This is a genomic window from Pseudomonas sp. LBUM1676 (genome assembly GCF_059695605.1).
The window spans coordinates 5,412,394-5,436,802 of record NZ_CP166777.1 but is presented as its reverse complement, the minus strand read 5'-3'; the positions used below and the strand labels follow the sequence as shown (position 1 = coordinate 5,436,802).

The 24,409-nt window shown below is 60.6% G+C and carries 23 protein-coding genes and 1 pseudogene; 13 read left to right on the top strand and 11 right to left on the bottom strand.

What is annotated here, in order from left to right; genetic code table 11:
- Window positions 1–207 precede the first annotated feature (207 nt).
- Complete coding sequence (locus ACA041_RS25135) at window positions 208–1,542, top strand: dicarboxylate/amino acid:cation symporter (RefSeq protein WP_497438310.1); 1,335 nt, start codon at window positions 208–210, stop codon at window positions 1,540–1,542.
- A 161-nt stretch (window positions 1,543–1,703) separates the two neighbouring features.
- Complete coding sequence (locus ACA041_RS25130; RefSeq protein WP_497438309.1) at window positions 1,704–2,885, top strand: CaiB/BaiF CoA transferase family protein; 1,182 nt, start codon at window positions 1,704–1,706, stop codon at window positions 2,883–2,885.
- 120 nt (window positions 2,886–3,005) lie between these two features.
- Here the strand turns inward: ACA041_RS25130 and ACA041_RS25125 are convergent, their stop codons facing one another.
- Window positions 3,006–3,500, bottom strand: coding sequence for a SprT family zinc-dependent metalloprotease (locus ACA041_RS25125; protein WP_497438308.1), 495 nt, complete (start codon window positions 3,498–3,500; stop codon window positions 3,006–3,008).
- A 160-nt stretch (window positions 3,501–3,660) separates the two neighbouring features.
- Window positions 3,661–4,263, bottom strand: coding sequence for a Yip1 family protein (locus ACA041_RS25120; RefSeq protein ID WP_017340184.1), 603 nt, complete (start codon window positions 4,261–4,263; stop codon window positions 3,661–3,663).
- A 292-nt stretch (window positions 4,264–4,555) separates the two neighbouring features.
- Here ACA041_RS25120 and ttcA point away from each other — a divergent pair, with 292 nt between their 5' ends.
- Both ttcA and ACA041_RS25110 read left to right on the top strand, forming a co-directional pair.
- Window positions 4,556–5,380 carry a tRNA 2-thiocytidine(32) synthetase TtcA gene (gene ttcA / locus ACA041_RS25115; protein WP_497438307.1) on the top strand — a complete coding sequence of 275 codons (825 nt, stop codon included), beginning with the start codon at window positions 4,556–4,558 and terminating at the stop codon, window positions 5,378–5,380.
- 132 nt (window positions 5,381–5,512) lie between these two features.
- The gene (locus ACA041_RS25110) at window positions 5,513–6,187 is read left to right on the top strand and encodes a DNA-3-methyladenine glycosylase I (RefSeq protein WP_497438306.1); all 675 of its coding nucleotides are present in this window, start codon (window positions 5,513–5,515) and stop codon (window positions 6,185–6,187) included.
- Window positions 6,188–6,286: 99 nt separating this feature from the next.
- Here the strand turns inward: ACA041_RS25110 and ACA041_RS25105 are convergent, their stop codons facing one another.
- From ACA041_RS25105 to arsC, 3 genes are read right to left on the bottom strand one after another with little or no spacing between them, the layout of a single operon-like run.
- Window positions 6,287–6,712: a DUF2069 domain-containing protein gene (locus ACA041_RS25105; protein ID WP_497438305.1), complete on the bottom strand. Its 426-nt coding sequence runs from the start codon at window positions 6,710–6,712 to the stop codon at window positions 6,287–6,289.
- 1 nt (window position 6,713) lies between these two features.
- Window positions 6,714–7,310, bottom strand: coding sequence for an NAD(P)H:quinone oxidoreductase (wrbA, locus tag ACA041_RS25100; RefSeq protein ID WP_497438304.1), 597 nt, complete (start codon window positions 7,308–7,310; stop codon window positions 6,714–6,716).
- Window positions 7,307–7,660, bottom strand: coding sequence for an arsenate reductase (glutaredoxin) (arsC, locus tag ACA041_RS25095; RefSeq protein WP_497438303.1), 354 nt, complete (start codon window positions 7,658–7,660; stop codon window positions 7,307–7,309). Before arsC ends, wrbA begins: the two co-directional genes overlap by 4 nt.
- Before the next feature lie 114 nt (window positions 7,661–7,774).
- Here arsC and ACA041_RS25090 point away from each other — a divergent pair, with 114 nt between their 5' ends.
- Window positions 7,775–8,242, top strand: coding sequence for a TlpA family protein disulfide reductase (locus ACA041_RS25090; RefSeq protein ID WP_497438302.1), 468 nt, complete (start codon window positions 7,775–7,777; stop codon window positions 8,240–8,242).
- Between the two features lie 113 nt (window positions 8,243–8,355).
- On the opposite strand, the gene ACA041_RS25085 is transcribed toward ACA041_RS25090, so the two are convergent.
- The 4 genes from ACA041_RS25085 to ACA041_RS25070 all read right to left on the bottom strand — a co-directional run bounded on the left by ACA041_RS25085 (window position 8,356) and on the right by ACA041_RS25070 (window position 13,067).
- Window positions 8,356–8,760, bottom strand: coding sequence for an META domain-containing protein (locus ACA041_RS25085; protein ID WP_497438301.1), 405 nt, complete (start codon window positions 8,758–8,760; stop codon window positions 8,356–8,358).
- The gene (locus ACA041_RS25080) at window positions 8,760–9,194 is read right to left on the bottom strand and encodes a hypothetical protein (RefSeq protein ID WP_497438300.1); all 435 of its coding nucleotides are present in this window, start codon (window positions 9,192–9,194) and stop codon (window positions 8,760–8,762) included. The genes ACA041_RS25085 and ACA041_RS25080 overlap by 1 nt, the downstream gene beginning before the upstream one ends.
- Window positions 9,195–9,271: 77 nt before the next feature.
- Window positions 9,272–10,264, bottom strand: coding sequence for a 2-hydroxyacid dehydrogenase (locus tag ACA041_RS25075; protein WP_497438299.1), 993 nt, complete (start codon window positions 10,262–10,264; stop codon window positions 9,272–9,274).
- Window positions 10,265–10,313: 49 nt separating this feature from the next.
- Window positions 10,314–13,067 carry a response regulator gene (locus ACA041_RS25070; protein ID WP_497438298.1) on the bottom strand — a complete coding sequence of 918 codons (2,754 nt, stop codon included), beginning with the start codon at window positions 13,065–13,067 and terminating at the stop codon, window positions 10,314–10,316.
- Window positions 13,068–13,280: 213 nt separating this feature from the next.
- Here ACA041_RS25070 and ACA041_RS25065 point away from each other — a divergent pair, with 213 nt between their 5' ends.
- The 8 genes and pseudogenes from ACA041_RS25065 (at window position 13,281) to ACA041_RS25030 (ending at window position 22,519) form a co-directional block, all read left to right on the top strand.
- The gene (locus tag ACA041_RS25065) at window positions 13,281–14,003 is read left to right on the top strand and encodes a response regulator transcription factor (protein ID WP_497438297.1); all 723 of its coding nucleotides are present in this window, start codon (window positions 13,281–13,283) and stop codon (window positions 14,001–14,003) included.
- Window positions 13,990–15,414, top strand: coding sequence for a sensor histidine kinase (locus ACA041_RS25060; RefSeq protein WP_497438296.1), 1,425 nt, complete (start codon window positions 13,990–13,992; stop codon window positions 15,412–15,414). Before ACA041_RS25065 ends, ACA041_RS25060 begins: the two co-directional genes overlap by 14 nt.
- Window positions 15,415–15,482: 68 nt before the next feature.
- Window positions 15,483–16,263, top strand: a pseudogene (locus ACA041_RS25055) (PDDEXK nuclease domain-containing protein).
- A 108-nt stretch (window positions 16,264–16,371) separates the two neighbouring features.
- Window positions 16,372–17,274, top strand: a complete 903-nt coding sequence (gene cysM, locus ACA041_RS25050; RefSeq protein ID WP_497438295.1) for a cysteine synthase CysM — start codon at window positions 16,372–16,374, stop codon at window positions 17,272–17,274.
- Window positions 17,274–18,626 (top strand): 23S rRNA (uracil(1939)-C(5))-methyltransferase RlmD, encoded by a 1,353-nt coding sequence (gene rlmD, locus ACA041_RS25045; RefSeq protein WP_497438294.1) that lies wholly within the window; start codon window positions 17,274–17,276, stop codon window positions 18,624–18,626. Before cysM ends, rlmD begins: the two co-directional genes overlap by 1 nt.
- A 123-nt stretch (window positions 18,627–18,749) precedes the next feature.
- Window positions 18,750–20,993, top strand: coding sequence for a GTP diphosphokinase (gene relA / locus ACA041_RS25040; protein ID WP_497438293.1), 2,244 nt, complete (start codon window positions 18,750–18,752; stop codon window positions 20,991–20,993).
- A 121-nt stretch (window positions 20,994–21,114) separates the two neighbouring features.
- Complete coding sequence (gene mazG / locus ACA041_RS25035; protein WP_497442166.1) at window positions 21,115–21,948, top strand: nucleoside triphosphate pyrophosphohydrolase; 834 nt, start codon at window positions 21,115–21,117, stop codon at window positions 21,946–21,948.
- Between the two features lie 28 nt (window positions 21,949–21,976).
- On the top strand, window positions 21,977–22,519 hold the full coding sequence (locus tag ACA041_RS25030; RefSeq protein WP_497438292.1) for a DUF2058 domain-containing protein: 543 nt from the start codon (window positions 21,977–21,979) through the stop codon (window positions 22,517–22,519).
- A gap of 70 nt (window positions 22,520–22,589) precedes the next feature.
- On the opposite strand, the gene ACA041_RS25025 is transcribed toward ACA041_RS25030, so the two are convergent.
- Together ACA041_RS25025 and fabB are read right to left on the bottom strand one after the other, a co-directional pair.
- Entirely contained in the window at window positions 22,590–22,778 is a 189-nt protein-coding gene (locus ACA041_RS25025; protein WP_497438291.1) for a hypothetical protein, read from the bottom strand.
- Window positions 22,779–23,180: 402 nt separating this feature from the next.
- Window positions 23,181–24,401, bottom strand: a complete 1,221-nt coding sequence (gene fabB, locus ACA041_RS25020; RefSeq protein WP_497438290.1) for a beta-ketoacyl-ACP synthase I — start codon at window positions 24,399–24,401, stop codon at window positions 23,181–23,183.
- Between the last annotated feature and the right edge of the window lie 8 nt (window positions 24,402–24,409).

Genomic DNA, 24,409 nt, shown 5'->3' with positions numbered 1-24,409 from the left:
AACGGCCCGGAAAATCCTGTAACCCTTGATGTCAAAAGGCTCGCGGGGATTTCGCCGAAGGTGGCACGCGCCTTGCGATACAACGAGCAGATGCCTGCCGTTGCGCAGCTCGACAAAACAAATCCCTCCAGTGCAGGAGGGTTCGCAAATGAGGTGTCGTCGACAACAGATGGATGTTGTCGCGGGACGCTCTTGAGGAACTTTGCAATGACGACTCGTCAGCCACTGTACAAATCCCTGTATTTCCAGGTGATCGTTGCAATCGCCATCGGCATCCTGCTTGGTCACTTCTACCCGCAGACCGGTGTGGCCCTCAAGCCGCTGGGTGACGGGTTCATCAAACTGATCAAAATGATCATCGCGCCCATCATCTTCTGCACCGTTGTCAGCGGTATCGCCGGCATGCAGAACATGAAGTCGGTCGGCAAGACCGGCGGTTACGCGTTGCTGTACTTCGAAATCGTTTCGACCATCGCATTGCTGGTCGGTCTGGTGGTGGTCAATATCGTGCAGCCCGGTGCCGGCATGCACATCGACGTCACCACGCTGGATGCCTCCAAAGTCGCTCAGTATGTAGCCGCCGGTGCCGATCAAAGCGTGGTTGGCTTCCTCCTGAATGTCATCCCGTCCACCATCGTCGGCGCGTTCGCCACAGGTGACATCCTGCAAGTGCTGATGTTCTCGGTGATCTTCGGTTTCGCCCTGCATCGCCTGGGTGCCTACGGCCGGCCGATCCTGGACTTCATCGATCGCTTCGCCCACGTGATGTTCAACATCATCAACATGATCATGAAGCTCGCGCCAATCGGTGCCTTCGGTGCCATGGCGTTCACCATCGGTGCCTACGGTGTGGGCTCGCTGGTGCAGTTGGGTCAGTTGATGGCCTGCTTCTACATCACTTGCCTGCTGTTCGTTCTGGTGGTGCTGGGCGGTATCGCTCGCGCTCACGGCTTCAGCGTGCTGAAAGTGATTCGTTATATCCGTGAAGAGCTGCTGATCGTGCTGGGTACTTCCTCCTCGGAGTCGGTACTGCCACGCATGCTGATCAAGATGGAACGCCTGGGCGCGCAGAAGTCCGTCGTAGGCCTGGTGATCCCGACCGGTTACTCGTTCAACCTCGACGGTACTGCGATCTACCTGACCATGGCGGCCGTGTTTATTGCTCAGGCCACCGACACCCACATGGACATCTCTCACCAGATTACGCTGCTGGTGGTGTTGCTGCTGTCCTCCAAAGGCGCTGCGGGCGTGACCGGTAGTGGCTTCATCGTGCTGGCTGCGACCCTGTCTGCGGTCGGCCATCTGCCGGTTGCCGGCCTGGCGCTGATCCTCGGCATCGACCGTTTCATGTCCGAAGCCCGCGCCCTGACCAACCTGGTGGGTAATGCCGTTGCTACCCTGGTAGTGGCCAAGTGGGTCAAGGAGCTGGACGTCGATGTGATGCAAGCCGAACTGGCTTCCGGCGGTCGCGGTATCGCTGACGAGCGTGAAGAAGATGACCTGGGCGTGGCCGAAGGCCCAACCCCGAACAGCGTCAAGTAACCCTCGCTTCACAGCTTGACAGGCTGCAACAGAAAACCCGCTTCGGCGGGTTTTTTGTCATGTGCGATTTGAGCGCAACGGTCACTGTAACTGACGCAAAAGGTGATTGCTGCAACGCCATTGGCTGCCTAGTCTGGGGGTATCGTTTACGGAGAAAACCCATGCTCGGTCCCCTGGCATCACTCAAGGTTCTGGATTTCTCGACATTGTTGCCGGGGCCGTTTGCCTCGTTATTGCTGGCGGACATGGGCGCCGAGGTGTTGCGCATCGAATCGCCGGAGCGCATGGACCTGTTGCGGGTACTGCCGCCCCATGATCAGGGTGTATCGGCCAGCCACGCCTACCTCAATCGCAACAAGCGCAGCCTGGCGCTGGACCTCAAACAACCTGAAGCGCTGGAGGTGATCAAGCAACTGCTGCAGGACTACGACATCGTGCTGGAGCAGTTCCGCCCCGGGGTGATGGAACGTCTGGGCCTGGGTTATGAAGCCTTGAAGGCGATCAATCCAAAGCTGATCTACGTCTCGATTACCGGTTACGGTCAGACCGGCCCTTACAAGGACCGGGCGGGCCATGACATCAATTACCTGGCACTGGCAGGTCTGGCCAGTTACACCGGCCGCGCCGACAGCGGACCGTTGCCCATGGGCATGCAAGTCGCGGATGTCGCCGGTGGTTCCTTGCACGGGGTGATAGGGCTGCTGGCGGCGGTCATCGCTCGCCAGCAAACCGGGTTGGGACAACAGCTTGATGTGAGCATGACCGATTGCGTGTTCAGTCTGAACGCCATGGCCGGCGCCGGCTACCTGGCCTGTGGCGCGCAGCCGCACTGGGAGGACCAGATGCTCAATGGCGGCAGCTTCTACGACTATTACCGTTCCCGCGACGGTCGCTGGTTATCGGTGGGCAGCCTGGAACCGCCCTTCATGAAACAACTGTGTACCGCGCTGGGGCTGGAGGAACTGGCAACCTTGGGACTGTCGCCGGAACCGGCACAGCGGAAAAAACTCAAGGAAGCGCTCAAGACCGAGTTCGAGAAACACGACTTTGCCGAATTGTGCGCGCTGTTTGCCGAGCTCGATGCCTGTGTCGAGCCGGTATTGAACCTGGGCGAAGCGGTTCGGCATCCTCAGTTGCGATCGCGGCAATTGGTCACTGAAGTGCCCCGCAACGATGGCTCAACGCAACCGCAGATGGCCTGTCCGTTGAAGTTTTCAGACGGGTTGCCCGAACCGCGACACATCGGTGCGGCGCTGGGTGAGCATACCGATCAGGTGTTGGGAGAGTTGGGGTATAGCGCTGAGCGGATCGAAGCGTTGCGGCGTGCCAGAGTTATTATGTAGTGCCTATCAGGACGCCTTCGCGAGCAGGCTCGCTCCCACATTGTCCCTATGTCACACCGACGAACCTCTGTGGGAGCGAGCCTGCTCGCGAAGTGGCCGGCACATGCACCACACATCTCACTACTCGACCCGCATCTCCCCACTGAACACCAACGTGCTCCGACAGCGCCGACACAAATACCGCCGCCCTTGCCGCACCAGCCCATGGCGCTGCGCCGAAAACGGGAAATCACTGTCGGCACAAGGGCATTTGTAGATGTAACGGGTCACGCTGCGGCGTTTGACGTCGTAGGTGTGGCAGCGATCAGGCGGCAGTTCGTACACGCCGCGCATGATCAGTTGCCATTCTTCGCCATGGGGCTGGATGCGGTCGCCGAACAACTGATGGGCGATCAGGTGCGCGACCTCATGAGCCACGGTCTGCTTGAGGAAATCTTCGGCGTTTTCCCGGTACAGCTGCGGATTGAAGCGCAGCATGTTCTCGTGCAAGTGCGCGACACCGGCTTTTTGACCGCGCAGCTTGAAGCTCACCACGGGGCGTTTGAAAGGTCGTTTGAAAAAGGATTCAGCTTGTTGGAAACAGTCTTCGACGCGGCTATTGAGTTGCTCGGGCATGCTTGATGGATCTCCAGAGACGTCGAGTATGCCGCAACCCTCGGGACTTGCGAATCGTCGAAGTGCCGAGTGGTCACCACCGCCCACCATCCAGAACGCGTTAAAAGGCCGCCTGATGGCGGCCTGTGTTGGCAGATCTTGTTTTAGGTAAACAGCATCGTTAATTGGTGTAGACCGGCCCCACGCCGAGTCCCCAGACAATCACGGTGAACGCCATGATGGCTACCAGCACCACCAGACCGACGGCGAGCACCGAACTCGAAAACAGGAATCCCTCGTCCGATGGAATGTTCATGAACGTCGGTAAACCGACATATAACAGGTACACCGTGTAACAGATGGCCGCGGTGCCGACGATCATTCCCAGCCACATGTGTGGGTACAGCGCCGCCAGACCGCCTATGAACAGGGGAGTCGCGGTATAGGTCGCAAACGCGACGCAGCGGGCCAGGCTCGGGTTGGCATCATAGGTGCGGGCCATCCAGTGGATGAACGCGCCCATCACCGCGACGCCACCGAGCATCGCCAGGTACGACATGATCGTCATCCATAGCGCACTCTCTGTCGTCAGCATCACCGGCGCTCGATTGCCGATGACCCAGCCGACCTGCGTAGTACCGATAAACGCCGACACCGCCGGGATCGCGGCCAGAATCAGCGTGTGGGTCAGGTACATGTGGCTGATGCTTTCCTCCTGATCGCCACGAATTTCTTTCCATTCTTGGTCAGGGTGGGTGAATAGCCCCACTACGTGATGGATCATGCCAGTCACTCCTCTTGTTTTACCGTCGCCCCCCAGTGGAGCGCCTACAGGCCAAGGTGGCCGAGTAAGGGAAAGGTCTGGATATGTGTGCGACCTTATGTCGCAGTATAGAAAGGAGTTACTGGCGCAGGTTGCAGGGCGTTAGAGCAAATCGCGCTGTAAACACCCTTGTTAATCGCCTCTGGGACTGTCACCGAATCCATTGATCCCACAGGGGATGGTGGGCACTTCGCCCCGGGGGCGTTTTTGCGTAAAATGCCGGCCTTTCGTCACACCTCACGGATTTCGCGTCATGGGCACTCTCACGGTCAACCAGAACAAACTGCAAAAGCGCCTTCGCCGCCAGGCCGGTGAGGCTGTCGCCGATTTCAACATGATTGAAGACGGCGACAAGGTCATGGTCTGCCTGTCCGGTGGCAAGGACAGCTACACCATGCTCGACGTGCTGATGCACTTGCAGAAGGTGGCGCCGATCAGGTTCGAGATCGTGGCCGTGAACATGGACCAGAAGCAGCCGGGCTTTCCGGAGCATGTACTGCCGGCCTACCTGAAGACGCTGGGTATCGAGTACCACATCGTCGAGAAAGACACCTACTCGGTGGTCAAGGAGCTGATCCCGGAAGGCAAGACCACCTGCTCGCTGTGCTCGCGCCTGCGTCGCGGCACGCTCTATACCTTTGCCGACGAAATTGGCGCGACCAAGATGGCCCTCGGTCATCACCGCGACGATATCGTCGAGACCTTCTTCCTGAACATGTTCTTCAACGGATCGCTCAAGGCCATGCCGCCGAAGCTGCGGGCCGACGACGGTCGCAACGTGGTGATCCGCCCGCTGGCCTACTGCAACGAAAAAGACATCCAGGCCTACTCCGACTTCAAGCAATTCCCGATCATCCCGTGCAACCTCTGTGGCTCCCAGGAAAACCTGCAACGTCAGGTGGTCAAGGACATGCTCCAGGAGTGGGAGCGCAAGACCCCGGGCCGCACCGAAAGCATTTTCCGCAGCTTGCAGAACGTGATCCCGTCGCAACTGGCGGACCGTAACCTGTTCGACTTCACCAGCCTCAAAATCGACGAAACCGCCGCTTCGCGTTTCGTCAACGTCGTAAACATCTAAACACAATCACTGTGGGAGCCAGCCTGCTGGCGATGGCGGTGGGTCAGACACATCATTGTTGACTGACCCGCTGCCATCGCCAGCAGGCTGGCTCCCACAGGGGGCTATTTCACTTATTCATCAGGAGAGGGCATGCGCGACTACAAGTGGCTACACGAATACTGTCTGAACCGCTTCGGTTCAGCGGCTGAACTGGAAGCCCATCTGCCCGTTCCCAAGACCCCGGCGCAATTGCGCAAGATAAGCGATGACCGCTATCTGTCGACCATGGCATTGCGCGTGTTTCGTGCCGGGCTCAAGCACAGCCTGGTGGACGCCAAGTGGCCGTCCTTCGAAGAAGTGTTCTTCAAGTTCGACCCGGAAAAAGTCGTGCTGATGAGTGCCGAACACCTGGAGCGCCTGATGCAGGATGCGCGGATCATCCGTCACCTGGGAAAGCTCAAGAGCGTGCCGCGCAACGCGCAGTTCATCCTTGATGTGGCCCATGAGAAGGGCAGTTTCGGTGCGTTGATCGCCGATTGGCCGGTGACCGATATCGTCGGTCTGTGGACTTACCTGAAAAAGCACGGGCATCAGTTGGGCGGGTTGTCGGCGCCGCGATTCCTGCGGATGGTCGGCAAGGATACGTTTGTGCCGAGCTACGATGTCGTAGCGGCGTTGAATGCGCAGAAGATCGTCGACAAGGTGCCGACCAGTTTGCGCGATTTGGCCACGGTGCAGAATGTGTTCAACCAGTGGCATGAAGAGAGTGGCGGGCGGGCGATGAGCCAGATTTCGATGATGTTGGCTTACACCGTGAATCATTGAGACCGAGTCGCGCCATTCGCGAGCAGGCTCGCTCCCACAGGGGAGTTGTGAACGACGCTAATCCAGTGTGGGAGCGAGCCTGCTCGCGAAGGCGTCAGGTCAGGCGACGGAGATTTCGCCTTCACCCGCCAACCTGCGATTCAACTGAAACCGCCACCGCACAAACAACAGCGCCGAACAGAACACCGCCAGGCTTGCCCCCATCTCCAGCACACCGAACAGCTGCCGGTTCGGGTCGAACGCGGCCAAGGCGCCCTTGATGAAATACAGGTTCACGACAAAGCACATCCACGAATGCCCGCGCGGGCTGCCGCTGATCATTCCCGGCGCCAGTAACAGCAGCGGCACCAGTTCGATCAGCAGAATGACCCAAGGCCGTGCGCCGTGCAGGTCGGCGACCAACAGGTAGTAGACGCAGAGCAGCCCCACCAAGCCGAAAAAGCACAGCAGGCTGATGGCACGCATCGCCCGTACGCGCGGTTCGAGCCATTCGATGGGGGGTAGAATCTTCGGTTTCCTGGCCACGTCAGCTCTCCAGCTTCTGCGCGGTCTTGGCCAAACGCAGACCCAAGGCTCGGCACAGCGCCACTTCATGTTCATTCAAGCCGCTTTTGCCATCGGCCCCGGCGTGGTGACTGGCGCCATAGGGCGTGCCGCCGCCGCGGGTTTCCAATAATGCCGACTCGCTATAAGGCAGGCCGGTGATCAGCATGCCGTGGTGCAGCAGTGGCAACATCATCGACAGCAGCGTGGTTTCCTGGCCGCCGTGCAGGCTCGCGGTGGAGGTGAATACTCCGGCCGGTTTGCCCACCAGTGCGCCGGTCAGCCACAGGTTGCTGGTGCCGTCGAGGAAGTATTTGAGTGGCGCCGCCATGTTGCCGAACCGGGTCGGACTGCCCATGGCCAGGCCCGCGCAGTTTTTCAGGTCGTCGAGGCTCGCGTACAGCGCGCCTTCGTCGGGGATGTCCGGCGACACGGCTTCGCATTCGGTGGAGATCGCCGGCACCGTGCGCAACCGGGCCTCAAGACCGGCCTGCTCGACGCCCCGGGCAATCTGCCGGGCCATTTCATTGGTCGAGCCGCTGCGGCTGTAATACAGAACCAGAATATAGGGTGCGCTCACGGCAGCAGCTCCAGCACATTCTCCGGCGGACGGCCGATGATGGCTTTGTCGCCGACTTGCAGGATCGGGCGCTCCATGAGTTTCGGGTGCGCGGCGATGGCGGCGATCAGTTGCGCCTCGCTCAGGCTGCTATCGGCCAGATTGAGGGTTTTGTACTCCTCCTCGCCGGTGCGCAGCAGTTGCCTGGCACTGATGCCGAGCTTGGTCAGCAGGCTCTGGATTTGCCCGGCGTCCAGCGGGGTTTCCAGGTAACGGACTACAGTCGGGGCCAGGCCACGGGCTTCAAGCAGTTCGAGCGCACCGCGGGATTTCGAGCAGCGCGGGTTGTGATAAAGCGTCAGATCGGTCATGTGCGGGTCGCATCTTGCGTAAGGTGGCGGCTATTCTAACTGGGCAGCGCGTAATCCAGAACCTTGGGTGGCAATGGGTCGCGGCAGTATTCTTTTTTTGACAAGGATCACGACATGACAAGACGACTGGCAGCGGCATTGGCGATCATCGGGACATTGATGCTGGGGGGCTGTGGCAACGACTACGGCATCGACCAGAACGGTCGGGCAATCGCTGCCGAGCGTCTGGACAAGCAGTGGCTGGTGCTCAACTACTGGGCCGAATGGTGCGGGCCGTGCCGTACCGAGATCCCGGAATTGAACGCGCTGGCCGATCAGCTCAAGGACAAGCAGATCGGCGTGTTCGGGGTCAACTTCGACAATGTGCAGGGCGAAGAGCTGAGAAGCGCCAGTGAGAAGCTGGGGATCAAATTCACGGTGTTGGCGCAAGACCCGGCCGATCTGTTCGAACTGCCGCGCAGCGAGGCGCTGCCGGTGACCTACATCATCGACGACAAGGGCAAGGTGCGGGAACAGTTGATGGGCGAGCAGACGGCGGCGGGGGTGATGGCGAAGCTGGAGGCGTTGCAGGCTAACAACTGATCGTCCGTGCTATAGGAGCCGGCTTGCTGGCGAAGGCGGCGCAACGGCCAACATACATGTCGCCTGACACACCGCTATCGCCAGCAAGCCGGCTCCTACAGGTTTGCGTCGGATCAACCCTCTTCCAGCCACCAGCGCAACGGCTTGCCTTCGGCCGGCCAGAAACGCATCTGGTCGATCGGCGAAATGTCCCAGCGCTGCACATTTTCCAGTGCCTGGAGGAAACGCTTTTCCTGTTCCATCAACGCTGGCGCGCACATCTTGCGAGTGCTGCCGACCCTGCCGAAGCTCAGCTTGTCGCCATCCAGGGTGTACGGCGCGAACCAATGGTTGCAGCCGCCATTGCCATAGGCCCGACCGTCGTCACCGAGGGTGATGGTCAGGTGGCTGTAATCCATCAACGGACGTTCGCCGATCCACTCCAGAATGTAGCTGCGGTTCTGTTGCAACTGTATCGGTTCGGCGGCACAGCCCAGCAGGCTGGCGCCAACCATGGCGCTCAGGGCAAGGCGTTTCATCACGCTGGCTCCTGGCATGTCGGGCACAGGTGTTTCTCGCCAGCCGTGGTCCAGCCCAACTCGGCGATTCGCGCGGTAGCGGCCGGCTTTTCGGCCTTGTTGCCCAGCGTGGCATCGACCGCGAACTCGAAGCTCAGCTCTTTGGCGCAGCTGTCGCAGTTCACTTTCCAGGTGTGGATCGCCAGTTCGCCGAACACTGGACCACTGGCCACCGCGACCCATTGGCCGGGCGGGTTGATCAAGTGGCGAACCGTTTCGACGGTCAGGCGCATGGACAAGTCCTTGCTGCCTTTAAGGGTCACGACCAGCACGTCGTTATTGCGAATCGAGCCGCCGTTGCCGGTGACTTGATAACGCCCCGGCACCAGGGCGCGGCATTCGGTGAGGGTGTGTTGCGGGTTCATCAGGCTATAGCGGAAATCGTGTTCGACCATGGGTCCTCCAAATATGCGCGGCATGCTAGCACGGACATCAACGCAGCATCGCGCGGGCATATGACCTTCGATCTGGTTCAGCCGCCAGCAACTTGATTCTGAGTATTACCGACAGCCCAGGCCGCGATGTTCTGCAGGGTGGTCGCGGCAATCGCTCCCAGGGCCTCGCGGGTGAGGAAGGCCTGGTGTGCGGTAATGATCACGTTGGGAAAGGTCAGCAAGCGGGCCAGCACGTCGTCCTGCAGCGGCAGATCGGAGCGATCCTCAAAGAACAGCTGCGCCTCCTCTTCATACACATCCAGTCCCAGATAACCCAGTTGGCCGTCTTTCAACGCATCGATCAGCGCGGGGGTATCCACCAGGCCGCCGCGACCGGTGTTGATCAGCATCGCGCCGGCTTGCATGTGCGCCAGTGACTCGCGATTGATCAAGTGCTTGCTCTGCTCGTTGAGCGGGCAATGCAGGCTGATGATCTGCGACTCGGCCAGCAATTGCGGCAAGCTCAAATAACGGGCACCGAGGGCCTCGACCTGAGGATTGGGGCAGGGGTCGTACGCCAGCAACCGACAGCCGAAGCCGTTCATGATTTTGGCGAAGGTCGCGCCGATCTGTCCGGTGCCGACCACGCCGACGGTCTTGTCGACCAGGTCGAAGCCGGTCAGCCCGTGCAGGCTGAAATCGCCTTCGCGCGTGCGGTTGTAAGCGCGATGCAGGCGGCGGTTGAGCGCCAGGATCAGCGCCACCGCATGTTCGGCCACCGCATGGGGCGAGTAGGCCGGCACCCGTACGATCGTCAGCCCCAGAAGCTTGGCCGCGGCCAGGTCGACATGGTTGTAACCGGCCGACCGCAGGGCAATCAGACGGGTACCGCCGGCGGCCAGGCGTTCGAGCACCGGGGCGCTGAGGTCGTCATTGATAAACGCGCAGACCACCTCGTGATACTCCGCCAGCGCCACCGTATCGAGGCTCAATCGTGCCGATTGAAAGTGCAACTCGATACCGGCGGGCAGGGCGGCGGCGAGAAAGCTGTCGCGGTCGTAGGTCTGACTGCTGAAAAGAATCGTGCGCATCGTGTCCTCCGTTTTCCCGACCCCTGTAGGAGCTGCGGTAATGGGTCAGTCAAGCATTGATACGGGCATGGGCGGCCAGGCGGTTGATCGCCCGGTCGAGTTCTTCCAGGGCGCCGGAGGCTTTCGGGTCCTGTTGCTTGAGCAGGGTTTCACTGCGCTGGCAGGCGGCGCGCAGTTGCGGTACGCCGCAATAGCGGGTCGCGCCGTGCAGGCGATGGACGCGCTCGATCAAGGCGTTCTGGTCATTGGAGTCCCGAGCGCAGCGAATGGCCTCGCGGTCGGCTTCCAGTGACGCCAGCAGCATCGCCAGCATGTCCGCCGCCAGATCGGCCTTGCCGGCCGCCAGACGCAAACCTTCTTCGTGATCGAGCACCTGCAACTCGTGGCCGCCGCGATGGCTGTCACTGGAACGCTCCGGCCCATGGTTGCGCAGCGCCAGGCCGGTCCACTTCAGCACCACTTGGGCCAACTGCCGTTCGCTGATCGGTTTGGTCAGGTAGTCGTCCATGCCGCTTTGCAACAGTGCGCGCTTTTCATTGGCCATGGCGTGGGCGGTGAGGGCCACGATCGGCAACGGCGTGCAATGCCGTTCGCTTTCCCACTGGCGAATCGCTTCGGTGCTCTGGCGCCCGTCCATGCCGGGCATCTGCACGTCCATCAGCACCAGATCGAAGGTTTCGCTCTGCACCGCCTTGACCGAGGCGTAACCACTTTCCACCGCGAGGACCTTGGCGCCCATGTCTTCGAGCAGGGTCTGCACCAGCAACAGGTTGGCCGGATTGTCGTCGACACACAGCACCTTAGGCGCACGGCTGGACACCGGTTCGCCCGGCTCGCTGCGCAGCTGGCGCGGGTTGACCAGATCGGACAGGGCCCGCCGCAGTTTGCGGGTGCAGGCCGGTTTGGCCTGGAGCTGGCTGTGGGGGTTGGGCACCGAGAGGTGGAACAGCGTCTGTTCGGTGGTCGGACACAGCACCAGCACCTTGCAACCCAGGTGCTCGAGGTCCCAGATATGCTGGTTGAGGCGCTCCGGCGGCATATCGTTGCTGGTGACGCCCAGCACCGCCAGGTCAATCGCCTGATCGGTCTGATGGGCGCCGGTCACGCCATTGGTCAGGCTTTCCAGGGTATTGAACGGGGTGACTTCGAGGCCGCAGTCCTCCAATTGATGCTGCAATGCCTGACGGGCCAGTTCGTGATTCTCCAGCACGGCCACCCGGCGTCCGAGCAGTGGCGGGCCCGGCAGGTCTTCGGCGTCGTCGCGGGTTTTTGGCAGGCTCAGGCTGATCCAGAACTCCGAGCCTTCGCCCGGCGTGCTGTCGACCCCGATTTCGCCGCCCATCTGTTCGATCAGGCGCTTGGAAATCACCAAGCCAAGGCCGGTGCCGCCGGGTTGTCGGGACAGCGAATTGTCGGCCTGGCTGAAGGCCTGAAACAGCGCGCGCACGTCCTGGTTCGACAGGCCGATGCCGGTGTCCTGGATGCTGATGCGCAATTGCACGCTGTCATCATGTTCTTCTTCGAGCATGGCCCGGGCGACAATGGTGCCTTCGCGGGTGAACTTGATCGCGTTACTGACCAGATTGGTGAGGATCTGCTTGAGCCGCAGCGGGTCACCCACCAGCGACAGCGGCGTGTCGCGGTAGACCAGGCTCACCAGCTCGAGCTGCTTGGCGTGGGCGGCCGGGGCGAGAATGGTCAAGGTGTCCTGCAACAGGTCGCGCAGATTGAACGGAATATGGTCGAGCACCAGTTTGCCGGCCTCGATCTTGGAGAAGTCGAGGATCTCGTTGATGATCCCCAACAGGCTGTCGGCGGATTTTTCGATGGTGCCCAGATAGTCGAGCTGGCGCGGGGTCAGCTCGCTTTTTTGCAGCAGATGAGTGAAGCCGAGTATGCCGTTGAGTGGCGTGCGGATTTCATGGCTCATGTTGGCTAGGAATTCGGATTTGATCCGGCTCGCTTCCAAAGCTTCCTTGCGTGCCAGGTCGAGTTCGATGTTCTGGATTTCGATGGTTTCCAGATTCTGCCGTACGTCTTCGGTGGCCTGGTCGATGCTGTGCTGCAATTCTTCCTGGGCATTTTGCAGGGTGCCGGCCATGCGGTTGATGCCGGACGCCAGTTCATCCAGCTCCTGACTGCCCAAGGGGGGCAAGCGGGTTTCCAGATGCCCGTCCTTGAGTTGCGTCACGGCTTGCTTGATCTGGCTCAACGGCCGGTTGATGGTGCGGCCCATGCGCAATGCCAGCAGCGCCGCACCGCCCAGGCCCGCGGCGATCAGCAGCAGGCTGGCGAACAGGCTGCGGTAACCACGCAGCAGCATGCCGTTGTGGGACAGTTCGAGTTCGACCCAGCCGAGCAAGCGGTCGGCTTCATCGGGGATCAGGTCACCGGCCAGATTGCGGTGCTTGCCGAATACCGGCAGCAGATAGCGAGTCGCATCGTTGCCGCTGCGGCGCAGCAACTGCGAGCCGTCGCCCAGAGGCGCCGGATTGAGCATGATCGGGCCGGCATGGGCCAGTAGCGTGCGGTCTGGCGCCAGGAAGGTCACCGCGCGAACGTCCGGTTGCTCCAGTGACTGGGTGGCGATGCGTTCCAGCAAATCGTTGTTCTTGTGGCCCATGGCCGGGGCCACCAGTGGCGCCAGCTGTTCGGCGATCATTTCGCCACGCTGCATGAGTTGGGCTTGCAGGTCGGACTGCTGCATCCAGGTAAAGTAGCCACCCAGCACCAATGCCATCAGGCTGGTCGGCAACAGGGTCAATAACAGCACGCGGCCTTTGATTCCCAGTTTCTTGAGCACGCATCTCTCCTGCTTCCAGCTATTCAATGACCTGCACTACGTGCGGCACGCACCACCTGCGCAGTGTAGCGATTTGATCGCGGGCTATCCCGGTAAAATTGAAGCAGTCATTCGTCGGCCGGCTGGCCGCTTTCGCGCCGAGGGCAAACCTTGGGTTGCCCCTGACGAGCCAATCTTGAATAATCGCCAACTGAGAATTATTTGCAGATACTCATGACTCCCATCTCTGTTGGCCATCCGCGCATCCTTTCCATCGAAGACGACCTCGTGCTCGGTGCCTATGTCCATGAGCACCTGGGACGCTGCGGGTTTCAGGTGACCTGGTGCCAGAACGGTCAGGAAGGCCTGGCCATTGCCCGCCAGCAAGCCTTCGACGTGGTGCTGATGGACATTCTGCTGCCGGGCCTGGATGGGCTGAACGTGCTGACGCAATTGCGCCAGAGCCATTCGACGCCGGTGGTGCTGATGTCCGCGCTCGGGGCCGAGGCGGATCGCATCAGTGGCTTTCGCCTGGGCGCCGATGATTACCTGCCCAAACCCTTCAGCATGGCGGAGTTGCGGGTGCGCATCGAAGCGATCCTGCGGCGGGTGGCGCTTGACCGGCGACCGGCGCCTGCGCCGAGCATCCCCTCGGCGGACAACCTGCGCTTCGATGATGAGCTGTTCGAGGTCTTTTACGGCGCACAGGCTGCCGGCCTGACCCGCAGCGAGTATCGGCTGCTGGAAACCCTGAACCGCAACGGCGATGAGGTGCTGAGCAAGGCCTTCCTTTATCAGCATGTGCTGCAGCGCGGTTACGCAGCCCATGACCGCAGCCTCGACATGCATATCAGCCAGATCCGCCGCAAGCTCAAGGTCATCGGCTACACCGAGCGGGAAGTGCGTACGGTCTGGGGCAAGGGCTATGTCTTGAGTGCCGGCGATGAAATGGTCTGATCTGCCGGGCAGGCATTCGCTGTTCTGGAAGCTTGCCTGCTTGCTGGTGGCCTTCTGTCTGTTGATGATCTGGCTGAGCTGGTCCTGGGGCCGCTACATGGAACAGCGCAACCAGTTCCTGTCGGATGACGCCCGGGCCACCTTGACGCGCTATGCCGCCGAGGCCGAGCAGGCGTGGCAGCAGCGCCAGCGCGCTGGCGTCGATGGCTGGCTGCTGGGCATGCAACAGCGCGAAACAGGCTGGGCGGGCGTCATTAGCAGTGATTTGCAGTCGTTGAGCAGCAAACCGCTGTTGGACAAGGAGATCCAGCGCCTGACCTTTCTGCGCGGCCTGGACTGGCCCATCCATAAAAAAGGCCTGCCGTGGCTGCGGGTGCCGTTTCCCGGCGATCGGACCGCCGGCAGCCTGGTGATCGAATTGCCCCAGCGGTTGGCACCCGGGCGCTATCGGGTGGTCTGGCGCGTGATCACCAACGGCGTCATTCCCGGACTGTTCACCTTGCTGCTGTGCGTCGGGCTGTATCGGTTGCTGGTGGTCCCGCTCAATAACCTGCGCGAGCAGGCCAATGCGTGGCGTGCCGACCAGCTGGGCGTGCGTCTGTCGAGCCGTACAACCAACCGTTCCGATGAATTGGGTGAGCTGGGTCGAGCCTTCGACCACATGTCCGAACGCCTGCAAAGCACCGTGGCCCTGCAACAACAATTGCTGCGCGATCTGTCTCACGAGCTGCGCACGCCGCTGAGCCGCCTGCGGGTGGCCAGCGAGAGCGAGCAAGGGTTGACGCAATTGCGTGAACGCATCGGGCGCGAAGTCGACGGGATGCAGCGGCTGGTGGAGGACGCCCTGCAACTGGCGTGGCTCGACACCGAACGCGCGCCTTTGCCCGACGAAGCGATCCAGATCCAGGCCTTGTGGGAAATGCTCACGGAAAATGCCTGCTATGAAAGTGGCTGGCCGGCGATTCAGCTGCAATGCGCGGTGGACTCGTCCTGTTGGGTGCGCGGCAATCTCAATACCCTGGCCCAGGCGCTGGAGAACATTCTGCGTAATGCCATTCGTCACTCACCGCAGAGCGGCGTTGTACGCCTCGATGGGCGACGTGATGGCGACTGCTGGCATCTGTGGCTGGAAGATGAGGGCGGCGGGGTGGCTGATGAAGACCTGGAGCGGATCTTCTCGCCGTTCATTCGCCTCGATGGGTCGCGGCCAGGGGATGGTGGGTTTGGATTGGGGTTGAGCATTGCGAGGAATGCGGTGCAGCGCCAGGGTGGGAGGCTTTGGGCTGAGAATGCCGGGAGGGGGTTGCGGGTGAATATGCGGTTGGTGGCTGATGCCGATGGCGTCAGTGATGACGCCTTCGCGAGCAGGCTCGCTCCCACAATGGATGGGTGTCGGCCACAAACTGTGTGATCACCTCAGATCCCCAGTGGGAGCGAGACCGGCTTGCCGGCGAAGAGGCCCTCACATCCACCACCGCGCTGATTCACACAGCCAGGCGGCAGGCCATGCAGGCGGTGAATACCCGGCTGATCGAACTGTCTTGGCAGGTCGGTGCTTATATCAGTCGCAAGCTGGAACTGGCTGAATGGGGTGATGCAGTGGTCAGTCAACTGGCCGAGCATCTGGCTCAGACGCAACCCGGGTTGCGCGGCTTTACTCGGCGCAATCTGTTCCGTATGCGCCAATTTTACGATGCTTATCGGGGCGATGAAAAAGTGTCAGCACTGATGACACAATTACCTTGGACCCACAACCTGCTCATTCTGACCCAGAGCAAACACCCGCAAGAGCGTGAGTTTTATCTGCGTCTGGCAGTCCAGGAAAAGTGGTCGACGCGCGAATTGGAGCGTCAGCTCAAAGCTGCTCTGTTCGAGCGCAGCATGCTTTGTCGGTTCCCAATACCCGCTGCAAGTGGGCGGGCGGGATTTCGCCCTGGATCTTTTGTTCTTTCACCGCGGGCTCAACTGTCTGGTGGCCATTGAGCTCAAGGTTGGTCGTTTTGAACCGGAGTATTTGGGTAAGTTGGGGTTTTATCTGGAAGCGCTGGATCGCGATGAATGCAAATCCCACGAAAACCCTGCCATTGGAGTATTGCTCTGTGCCAGCAAGGACGACGAAGTGGTCGAATACGCCCTTAATCGCAGCCTGTCGCCCGCGCTGATCGCTGAGTACCAGGTCCAGTTACCGGACAAACAGTTGTTGCAAGCCAAGCTGCATGAGTTCTATGCGTTGAATGCCGCGCATGCAGAGGAGTGCTGAACCCACCCCTTATTCCCATAAGCCATAAGCACCGCACTTTGCGTGATATGGCCTTCCAGCGTTTGCCGGTATGATAGGCGCCCCCGCAGTCTGGATTGCGAATACGCCATGATCTTGCAGTACCCAACCATCGCCGATTGCGTCGGCAACACTCCGCTGGTCCGTTTGCAGCGCCTGCCCGGCGCCACCAGCAACACCCTATTGCTCAAGCTCGAAGGGAATAACCCGGCGGGTTCGGTCAAGGACCGTCCGGCGCTGTCGATGATCACCCGCGCCGAGTTGCGCGGGCAGATCCACGTCGGCGATACGCTGATCGAGGCGACCTCGGGCAACACCGGGATCGCCCTGGCGATGGCTGCCGCGATCAAGGGTTACAAGATGATCCTGATCATGCCGGACAACTCCAGCGCCGAACGTAAAGCCGCCATGACGGCTTATGGCGCCGAGCTGATCCTGGTCACCCAGGAGGAAGGCATGGAAGGCGCGCGCGACCTCGCTCAGCGTATGGAAGCCGAAGGCCGTGGCAAGGTGCTGGACCAGTTCGCCAATGGCGACAACCCCGAGGCGCATTACACCAGCACCGGCCCTGAAATCTGGCGTCAGACGGAAGGCACTATCACCCATTTCGTCAGTTCCATGGGCACCACCGGTACCATCATGGGTGTCTCGCGCTACTTGAAAGAGCAGAACGACAACGTGCAGATCATTGGTCTGCAACCGATGGAAGGTTCGGCGATTCCAGGTATCCGCCGTTGGCCGCAGGAATACCTGCCGAAAATCTACCAGGCCGATCGCGTGGACCGGATCGTCGACATGGCGCAAAGCGAAGCCGAAGACGTGACCCGTCGTCTGGCCCGCGAAGAAGGCATCTTCTGTGGCGTATCCTCGGGCGGTGCCGTGGCGGCGATGCTGCGCCTGTCCAAAGAAGTTGAAAATGCGGTGATCGTCGCGATCATCTGCGACCGTGGCGACCGTTACCTGTCGACCGGCATTTTCGACGCGCCCAACTGATGGCCAAGCAAGAGAGAGGCCTGCGCTTCCAGCCCACCGGCGGCAGCAAGGCGCCGCAAATCCCGACCGGCAAAAAGCAGCGCCTGAGCATCGAGCGCCTGGCCAATGACGGTCGCGGCATCGCGTTTTTCGAAGGTCGCACCTGGTTCGTTATCGGCGCATTGGCCGGTGAAGAAGTCGAAGCGCGGGTGCTGGGCGCCCACGGCAAAGTGGTCGAGGCGCGCACCGAACGCGTGTTCCAGGCCAGCGAACTGCGTCGTCCGGCACCGTGCCCCCATGCCGGTCGCTGCGGCGGTTGCAGCGTGCAACATTTGCCGCACGATGAACAACTGGCCCTGAAACAACGCATGCTGGCCGAGCAATTATCGAAGGTCGCCGGTGTCGAACCCCAGGAGTGGGCAGCGCCGTTGAGCGGTCCGCAATTCGGTTACCGCCGTCGCGCCCGGGTGGCGGTGCGCTGGGACATGAAAGCGAAAAAACTCGAGGTCGGTTTTCGCGCGGCAGGCAGCCAGGACATCGTTGCCATCAACGAATGCCCGGTGCTGGTTCAGCCGTTGCAGCCGATCATGACCCGCTTGCCGGAAATGCTCCGGCGCTTGAGCAAGCCTCAGGCGTTGGGCCATGTGGAATTGTTCAGCGGCTCGTCCCTGGCCGTCTTGCTGCGCCACATGGCGCCGTTGTCCGACGCCGACCTGACGATCCTCAAGGATTTCTGCGCCTTCCATGAAGCCCAGTTGTGGTTGCATGGCGAAAACGGGCCGCAACCGGTCGATGCCGATCAAACACTGGGCTATCGCCTTGAACAGTGGGATTTGAATCTGGCGTACCGCCCGGGAGATTTCATTCAGGTCAACGGCGCGGTCAACGAAGCGATGGTCGCCCAGGCGCTCGACTGGCTGCAGCCGAAAGCGCAAGAGCGTGTTCTCGATCTATTCTGTGGGTTGGGCAACTTCGCTTTGCCGCTGGCCAAGGCTGTTCGCGAGGTGGTGGCGGTGGAAGGCGTGCAGACGATGGTCGAGCGGGCAGCCGCCAACGCCGCCAGCAACAATCTGCATAACACGAAATTTTTTCAGGCCGATTTATCCCAGCCTTTGACCGATGCCGAATGGGCGCGCGAAGGCTTTTGTGCGGTACTCTTGGACCCACCCCGTGACGGCGCTTTCGAGGTCGTGCGCAAGCTCAAGTCGCTGGGCGCCGAACGGTTGGTGTATGTGTCATGCAACCCTGCGACTCTGGCGCGTGACACGGTCGAATTGATCAAGCAGGGCTACCGGTTAAAACGTGCCGGGATTCTCGATATGTTTCCTCAAACGGCACATGTCGAAGCCATGGCGTTATTTGAAGCGAGCTAGGAAGGCTCGTCTGGTCCGACTGGCCCGCCCGTGCAGCCGCGCACCAGCCCGACGTGGGCTCACGGGCAACGAAGGTCAGCGATTTTGACGCATTGAATCTGCGTCGTAGGGAAGGTAAGCAAGATGGTACAGGTGAGAGCACACCAGCCGATCAACACCGACGGCAGTATCAATCTCGAGGCTTGGCTCGATCATGCGGTCAGTGTCGATCTGGCACTGGATCGCGAAGCCTTGAAGGAAGCGTGCGAGTACGCTCGCGCGTCGGAACAACAGGCCAATGCGGCGAAAAATCTGTGGTCCGAAGGGACCTCGAGTTTCCGCACCGGCCTTGAGATCGCCGAAATTCTCGCCGACCTCAAACTCGATCAGGATTCGTTGGTTGCAGCGGTTCTGTACCGCGGCGTGCGCGAAGGCCAGATCGAATTGCCGGCAGTCAGCCAGCGCTTCGGTCCGGTGGTCGCCAAACTCATCGACGGCGTGTTGCGCATGGCGGCGATCAGCGCCAGCTTGAGCCCCCGTCAATCCCTGGTGCTGGGCACCCAGGGCCAGGTGGAAAACCTGCGCAAGATGCTGGTGGCCATGGTCGACGACGTACGCGTCGCGCTGATCAAGCTGGCCGAGCGCACCTGCGCGATCCGTGCGGTAAAAACCGCCGACGACGAGAAACGCAACCGCGTGGCCCGTGAAGTCTTCGACATCTATGCGCCCCTGGCTCACCGTCTCGGTATCGGTCACATCAAGTGGGAGCTGGAGGACTTGTCCTTCCGTTACCTCGAGCCCGATCAGTACAAGCAGATCGCCAAGTTGCTCCACGAGCGGCGTCTGGATCGCGAGCGCTTCATCGCCGACGTGATGAGCCAGCTCAAGAACGAATTGCAGGCCACCGGGGTCGATGCTGATATCAGCGGCCGGGCCAAACACATCTATTCGATCTGGCGCAAAATGCAGCGCAAGGGTCTGGAATTCAGCCAGATCTACGACGTGCGCGCCGTTCGCGTACTGGTGCCGGAAATGCGCGACTGCTATACCGCGCTCGGCATCGTCCACACCCTGTGGCGGCACATCCCGAAAGAATTCGACGACTACATTGCCAACCCCAAGGAGAACGGCTACCGCTCGCTGCACACAGCAGTGATCGGGCCGGAGGGCAAGGTGCTGGAAGTGCAGATCCGCACCCACGCCATGCATGAAGAGGCGGAGTTGGGTGTTTGCGCTCATTGGCGTTACAAAGGCACCGACGTCAAATCCGGCTCCAACCACTACGAAGAGAAAATCTCCTGGCTGCGCCAGGTCCTCGAGTGGCATGAAGAGCTGGGCGACATTGGTGGTCTGGCAGACCAGCTGCGGGTCGATATCGAACCGGACCGGGTCTACATCTTTACCCCGGACGGGCACGCCATCGACTTGCCCAAAGGGGCGACGCCGCTGGACTTTGCCTATCGCGTGCACACCGAGATCGGTCACAACTGCCGTGGCGCGAAGATCAACGGACGGATCGTACCGCTCAACTACAGCCTGCAAACCGGTGAACAGGTCGAGATCATCACCAGCAAGCACGGCACGCCGAGCCGCGACTGGCTGAACCCGAACCTGGGGTACATCACCACCTCACGGGCACGGGCGAAGATTGTCCACTGGTTCAAACTGCAGGCGCGCGATCAGAACGTCGCGGCCGGTAAAACCTTACTCGAACGCGAACTCGGCCGCCTCGGTCTGCCGGCGGTGGATTTCGACAAGCTGGCCGACAAGGCCAACATGAAAACCGCCGAGGACATGTACGCCGCCCTTGGCGCCGGTGACTTGCGCCTGGCGCAACTGGTCAACCTGGCGCAGCAGCTGGTGGAGCCGGAACGCGGCAACGAACAGCTGGAACTCATCCCGCGCAAGGCCACCGGCTACAAACCGGGCAAGCGCGGCGATATCCAGATCCAGGGCGTCGGCAACCTGATGACGCAGATGGCCGGCTGCTGCCAGCCGTTGCCGGGGGATGCGATCGTCGGTTACATCACCGTGGGTCGCGGCGTGAGCATTCACCGTCAGGACTGCGCCTCGGTCTTGCAACTGGCCGGGCGCGAGCCCGAGCGGATCATCCAGGTCAGCTGGGGACCGGTGCCGGTGCTCACCTATCCGGTGGACATCATCATCCGGGCCTACGACCGGTCCGGCTTGTTGCGTGACGTCTCGCAAGTGCTGCTCAACGAGCGGATCAACGTGTTGGCGGTCAATACCCGTTCCAACAAAGAGGACAACACCGCGTTGATGTCGCTGACCATCGAGATTCCTGGGCTGGATGCACTGGGGCGGTTGCTGGGACGTATTTCCCAGTTGCCGAACATCATCGAGACCCGGCGTAACCGCACACCGTGATGATGCCTCCGTGTGGGAGCTGGCCTGCCAGCGATGCAGGCACCTCGGTCTTTCAGAGAGTCGAGGTGATGCCATCGCTGGCAGGCCAGCTTCCACAGGTTTTTGTGATGAGACATGAATGATGTATAGCCTTCAAGACTTGCTGCACCTGATGAACCGCCTACGCGACCCGCAGTTTGGCTGCCCGTGGGACATCAAGCAAACCTACGCCACCATCGTCCCGCACACCCTCGAGGAAGCCTACGAAGTCGCCGACGCCATCGAGCGCGGCGACCTCGATCACTTGCAGGGTGAGTTGGGGGATTTGCTGTTCCAGGTGGTTTATTACAGCCAGCTGGCCCGTGAAGAAGGGCGCTTCGAATTCGCTGGCGTGGTCGACTGCATCACCCGCAAGTTGATCCGCCGCCATCCGCACGTCTTCCCGACCGGCGATCTGTATGCGCCGCTGGATGTTCCGCACCTGAGTGAAGAGCAGGTCAAGCAGCGCTGGGAAGAGATCAAGGCCCAGGAGCGCGCAGAGAAATCATCCGCGCCTGAGCAGTTGTCGTTGCTCGATGACGTACCCGCGGCACTGCCGGCGCTGTCCCGTTCGGCCAAGTTGCAGAAGCGTGCGGGGCAGGTCGGATTCGACTGGCCGGACGCCTTGCCGGTGCTGGACAAGGTCCGCGAAGAACTCGATGAAATACTCGAAGCAATGGCCGATAACGACCCGGAGGCGATTGCCGATGAAGTCGGTGACCTGCTGTTTTCCGTGGTCAATCTGGCGCGCCATCTCAAGGTCGACCCGGAAACGGCATTGCGTGGTGCCAACGGCAAGTTCGAAAGACGCTTCCGATTTATCGAACAGGCATTGCGCGACACCCACCGTCCCATGGAAGATTGCACCCTCGAAGAGTTGGACGCCTTGTGGGGCGAAGCCAAACGTCAGGAAAAGAATATGCCCAGCTGCGGTTGAGCAGTTGCCTAAGTGAGAAATAAGCACCATGAGCATTTCCCTTCGCGACCAGTTGCTCAAAGCAGGGCTGGTCAATCAGAAGCAGGCCAAGCAGGTCGGCAAAGAGAAACAGAAGCAGCAACGTCTGGCCCACAAAGGCCAGATCGAACTGGATGATTCGCAACAGCGGGCAGCTCAGGAAGCCATGGCCGAGAAGGTCAAACGTGACCAGGAGCTGAACCGTCAGCAGCAGGAGAAGGCCGAGGCCAAGGCCCGCGCCGCGCAGGTCAAGCAATTGATCGAAGTCTCGCGCCTGCCGAAGTTGACGACCGAGGACTACTACAACTTCGTCGATGACAAGAAGGTCAAGCGCCTCTGCGTCAACACCCTGATGCGCAACAAGCTCAGCAACGGTTCGCTGGCGATTGTGCACCATGCCGGCGGCTATGAAGTGATCCCGCGTGAGGCGGCCCTGAAGATCCAGGAGCGCGATCCGCAACGTATCGTGCAGCTCAATGTGAAGACCGAAGAAGTCGCAGCCGAAGACGATCCGTACGCGGCCTATCAGATCCCTGACGATCTGATGTGGTAAACCGTTAAAGGCTGCAACAACGACAAACCCCGCTCATGGCGGGGTTTGTCGTTTTCAATGCTGTCATTGCTTATGCGGATTGGAGCTCTCGTTGCTGTTCCAGTGTTTCCAGTTCGGCCTTGTAGCTGTGGGCGTCCGTCTCGGAGTGAAACATCCCCACCAGCATGTCTTGTTGATGCACGTCCCAGATCCGGATGCCGGCGGCTACGCCTTCGTGGGACATATGTGAATCGTCGCGTTCAGTTACTTTTACAGTCATCTGCTAGCTCCAATCTCTGTTATCTGCAGCAAGGCGTGTGCAGGGCTTCGTTATATGTTTGGTTAGCTGGCTAAGTAAACGACTGGATTTGGTAACAGACTTTTGCAGGATCGGAGAAAATCCCGCAGCCCGCGAACTGCGCGACATTTGGTCGCAGGGCTTGGAGTTTCATGACAAAAGCTTCATGTTCTAACCAGGGAAACTGCAGGCTAAATGCAAAACCTGTGGGAGCGAGCCTGCTCGCGAAGGCGGTATGACAGTCGATGAATCTGTTTGATGTGATGCCCTCTTCGCGAGCAGGCTAGCTCCCACAGGGTTCTGCGCCATGACCCCGTATTTCGAACAAAAAAAAACGCCCCGAACCAGTCGGGGCGTTTTTGTGTGCAGCGAAGCGGCGGGGTATTACTTACCCGACCAGCGCTTCAATACCAACGTGGCGTTGGTACCACCGAAGCCGAAGCTGTTGCTCATTACGGTGTTGATGGTGGCATCTTCGCGAGTCTTGGTCAGGATCGGCATGTCTGCCACTTCCGGGTCCAGTTCGTCGATGTTGGCGGAACCCGCCATGAAATTGCCTTCCATCATCAGCATGCAGTAGATCGCTTCGTGAACGCCGGCGGCGCCCAGGGAGTGACCCGACAGGCTCTTGGTGGAACTGATGGCCGGAGCCTTGTCGCCGAACACTTCACGCACACCCTTCATTTCCATGACGTCGCCGACCGGAGTCGAGGTGCCGTGGGTGTTCAGGTAGTCGATCGGAGCGTCAACGGTGGACATGGCCATCTGCATGCAGCGGATGGCGCCTTCGCCGCTAGGGGCGACCATGTCGTAACCGTCGGAGGTCGCACCGTAGCCAACGATTTCGGCGTAGATCTTCGCGCCGCGGGCCAGAGCGTGTTCCAGCTCTTCGACCACGACCATGCCGCCACCGCCGGCGATGACGAAACCGTCACGCTTGGCGTCATAGGCACGGGAGGCCTTTTCCGGGGTTTCGTTGTACTGGCTGGACAATGCGCCCATGGCGTCGAACAGGAACGACTGGCTCCAGTGTTCTTCTTCACCGCCGCCGGCGAACACGATGTCCTGCTTGCCCATCTGGATCTGTTCCATGGCGGTACCGATGCAGTGAGCACTGGTGGCACAGGCAGAAGCGATGGAGTAGTTCAGGCCCTTGATCTTGAACGGCGTGGCCAGGCAAGCGGAAACGGTGCTGCTCATGGTCCGCGTTACACGGTATGGGCCAACGCGCTTGACGCCTTTCTCGCGCAGGATGTCCAGCGCTTCCATCTGGTTCAGCGTGGAGGCACCACCGGAGCCGGCGATCAGGCCGGTACGCGGATTGGAGACTTGCTCATCGCTCAGACCGGAGTCGGCGATGGCGTCCTTCATGGCCAGGTAGGCGTAAGCCGCTGCATGGCCGACGAAGCGAAAGATCTTGCGGTCGATCAGCTCTTCGAGGGGAAGGTCAATGGAGCCGGAAACCTGGCTACGCAGACCCATTTCAGCATATTCCGGGTTGAACCGGATGCCAGGGCGGCTTGCACGCAGGTTAGCGGAGACGGTCTCTTTGTCATTGCCCAGGCACGAAACGATGCCCAGACCAGTGATAACGACGCGGCGCATGCGGATAA

Bases quoted from the DNA above. Each gene is read 5' to 3' on its own strand.
- ACA041_RS25135 (WP_497438310.1), top strand. From the start codon at position 208: ATGACGACTCGTCAGCCACTGTACAAATCCCTGTATTTCCAGGTGATC.
- ACA041_RS25130 (WP_497438309.1), top strand. From the start codon at position 1,704: ATGCTCGGTCCCCTGGCATCACTCAAGGTTCTGGATTTCTCGACATTG.
- ACA041_RS25125 (WP_497438308.1), bottom strand. From the start codon at position 3,500: ATGCCCGAGCAACTCAATAGCCGCGTCGAAGACTGTTTCCAACAAGCT.
- ACA041_RS25120 (WP_017340184.1), bottom strand. From the start codon at position 4,263: ATGATCCATCACGTAGTGGGGCTATTCACCCACCCTGACCAAGAATGG.
- ttcA (WP_497438307.1), top strand. From the start codon at position 4,556: ATGGGCACTCTCACGGTCAACCAGAACAAACTGCAAAAGCGCCTTCGC.
- ACA041_RS25110 (WP_497438306.1), top strand. From the start codon at position 5,513: ATGCGCGACTACAAGTGGCTACACGAATACTGTCTGAACCGCTTCGGT.
- arsC (WP_497438303.1), bottom strand. From the start codon at position 7,660: ATGACCGATCTGACGCTTTATCACAACCCGCGCTGCTCGAAATCCCGC.
- ACA041_RS25090 (WP_497438302.1), top strand. From the start codon at position 7,775: ATGACAAGACGACTGGCAGCGGCATTGGCGATCATCGGGACATTGATG.
- ACA041_RS25085 (WP_497438301.1), bottom strand. From the start codon at position 8,760: ATGAAACGCCTTGCCCTGAGCGCCATGGTTGGCGCCAGCCTGCTGGGC.
- ACA041_RS25080 (WP_497438300.1), bottom strand. From the start codon at position 9,194: ATGGTCGAACACGATTTCCGCTATAGCCTGATGAACCCGCAACACACC.
- ACA041_RS25075 (WP_497438299.1), bottom strand. From the start codon at position 10,264: ATGCGCACGATTCTTTTCAGCAGTCAGACCTACGACCGCGACAGCTTT.
- ACA041_RS25065 (WP_497438297.1), top strand. From the start codon at position 13,281: ATGACTCCCATCTCTGTTGGCCATCCGCGCATCCTTTCCATCGAAGAC.
- ACA041_RS25060 (WP_497438296.1), top strand. From the start codon at position 13,990: ATGAAATGGTCTGATCTGCCGGGCAGGCATTCGCTGTTCTGGAAGCTT.
- cysM (WP_497438295.1), top strand. From the start codon at position 16,372: ATGATCTTGCAGTACCCAACCATCGCCGATTGCGTCGGCAACACTCCG.
- rlmD (WP_497438294.1), top strand. From the start codon at position 17,274: ATGGCCAAGCAAGAGAGAGGCCTGCGCTTCCAGCCCACCGGCGGCAGC.
- relA (WP_497438293.1), top strand. From the start codon at position 18,750: ATGGTACAGGTGAGAGCACACCAGCCGATCAACACCGACGGCAGTATC.
- mazG (WP_497442166.1), top strand. From the start codon at position 21,115: ATGTATAGCCTTCAAGACTTGCTGCACCTGATGAACCGCCTACGCGAC.
- ACA041_RS25030 (WP_497438292.1), top strand. From the start codon at position 21,977: ATGAGCATTTCCCTTCGCGACCAGTTGCTCAAAGCAGGGCTGGTCAAT.
- ACA041_RS25025 (WP_497438291.1), bottom strand. From the start codon at position 22,778: ATGACTGTAAAAGTAACTGAACGCGACGATTCACATATGTCCCACGAA.
- fabB (WP_497438290.1), bottom strand. From the start codon at position 24,401: ATGCGCCGCGTCGTTATCACTGGTCTGGGCATCGTTTCGTGCCTGGGC.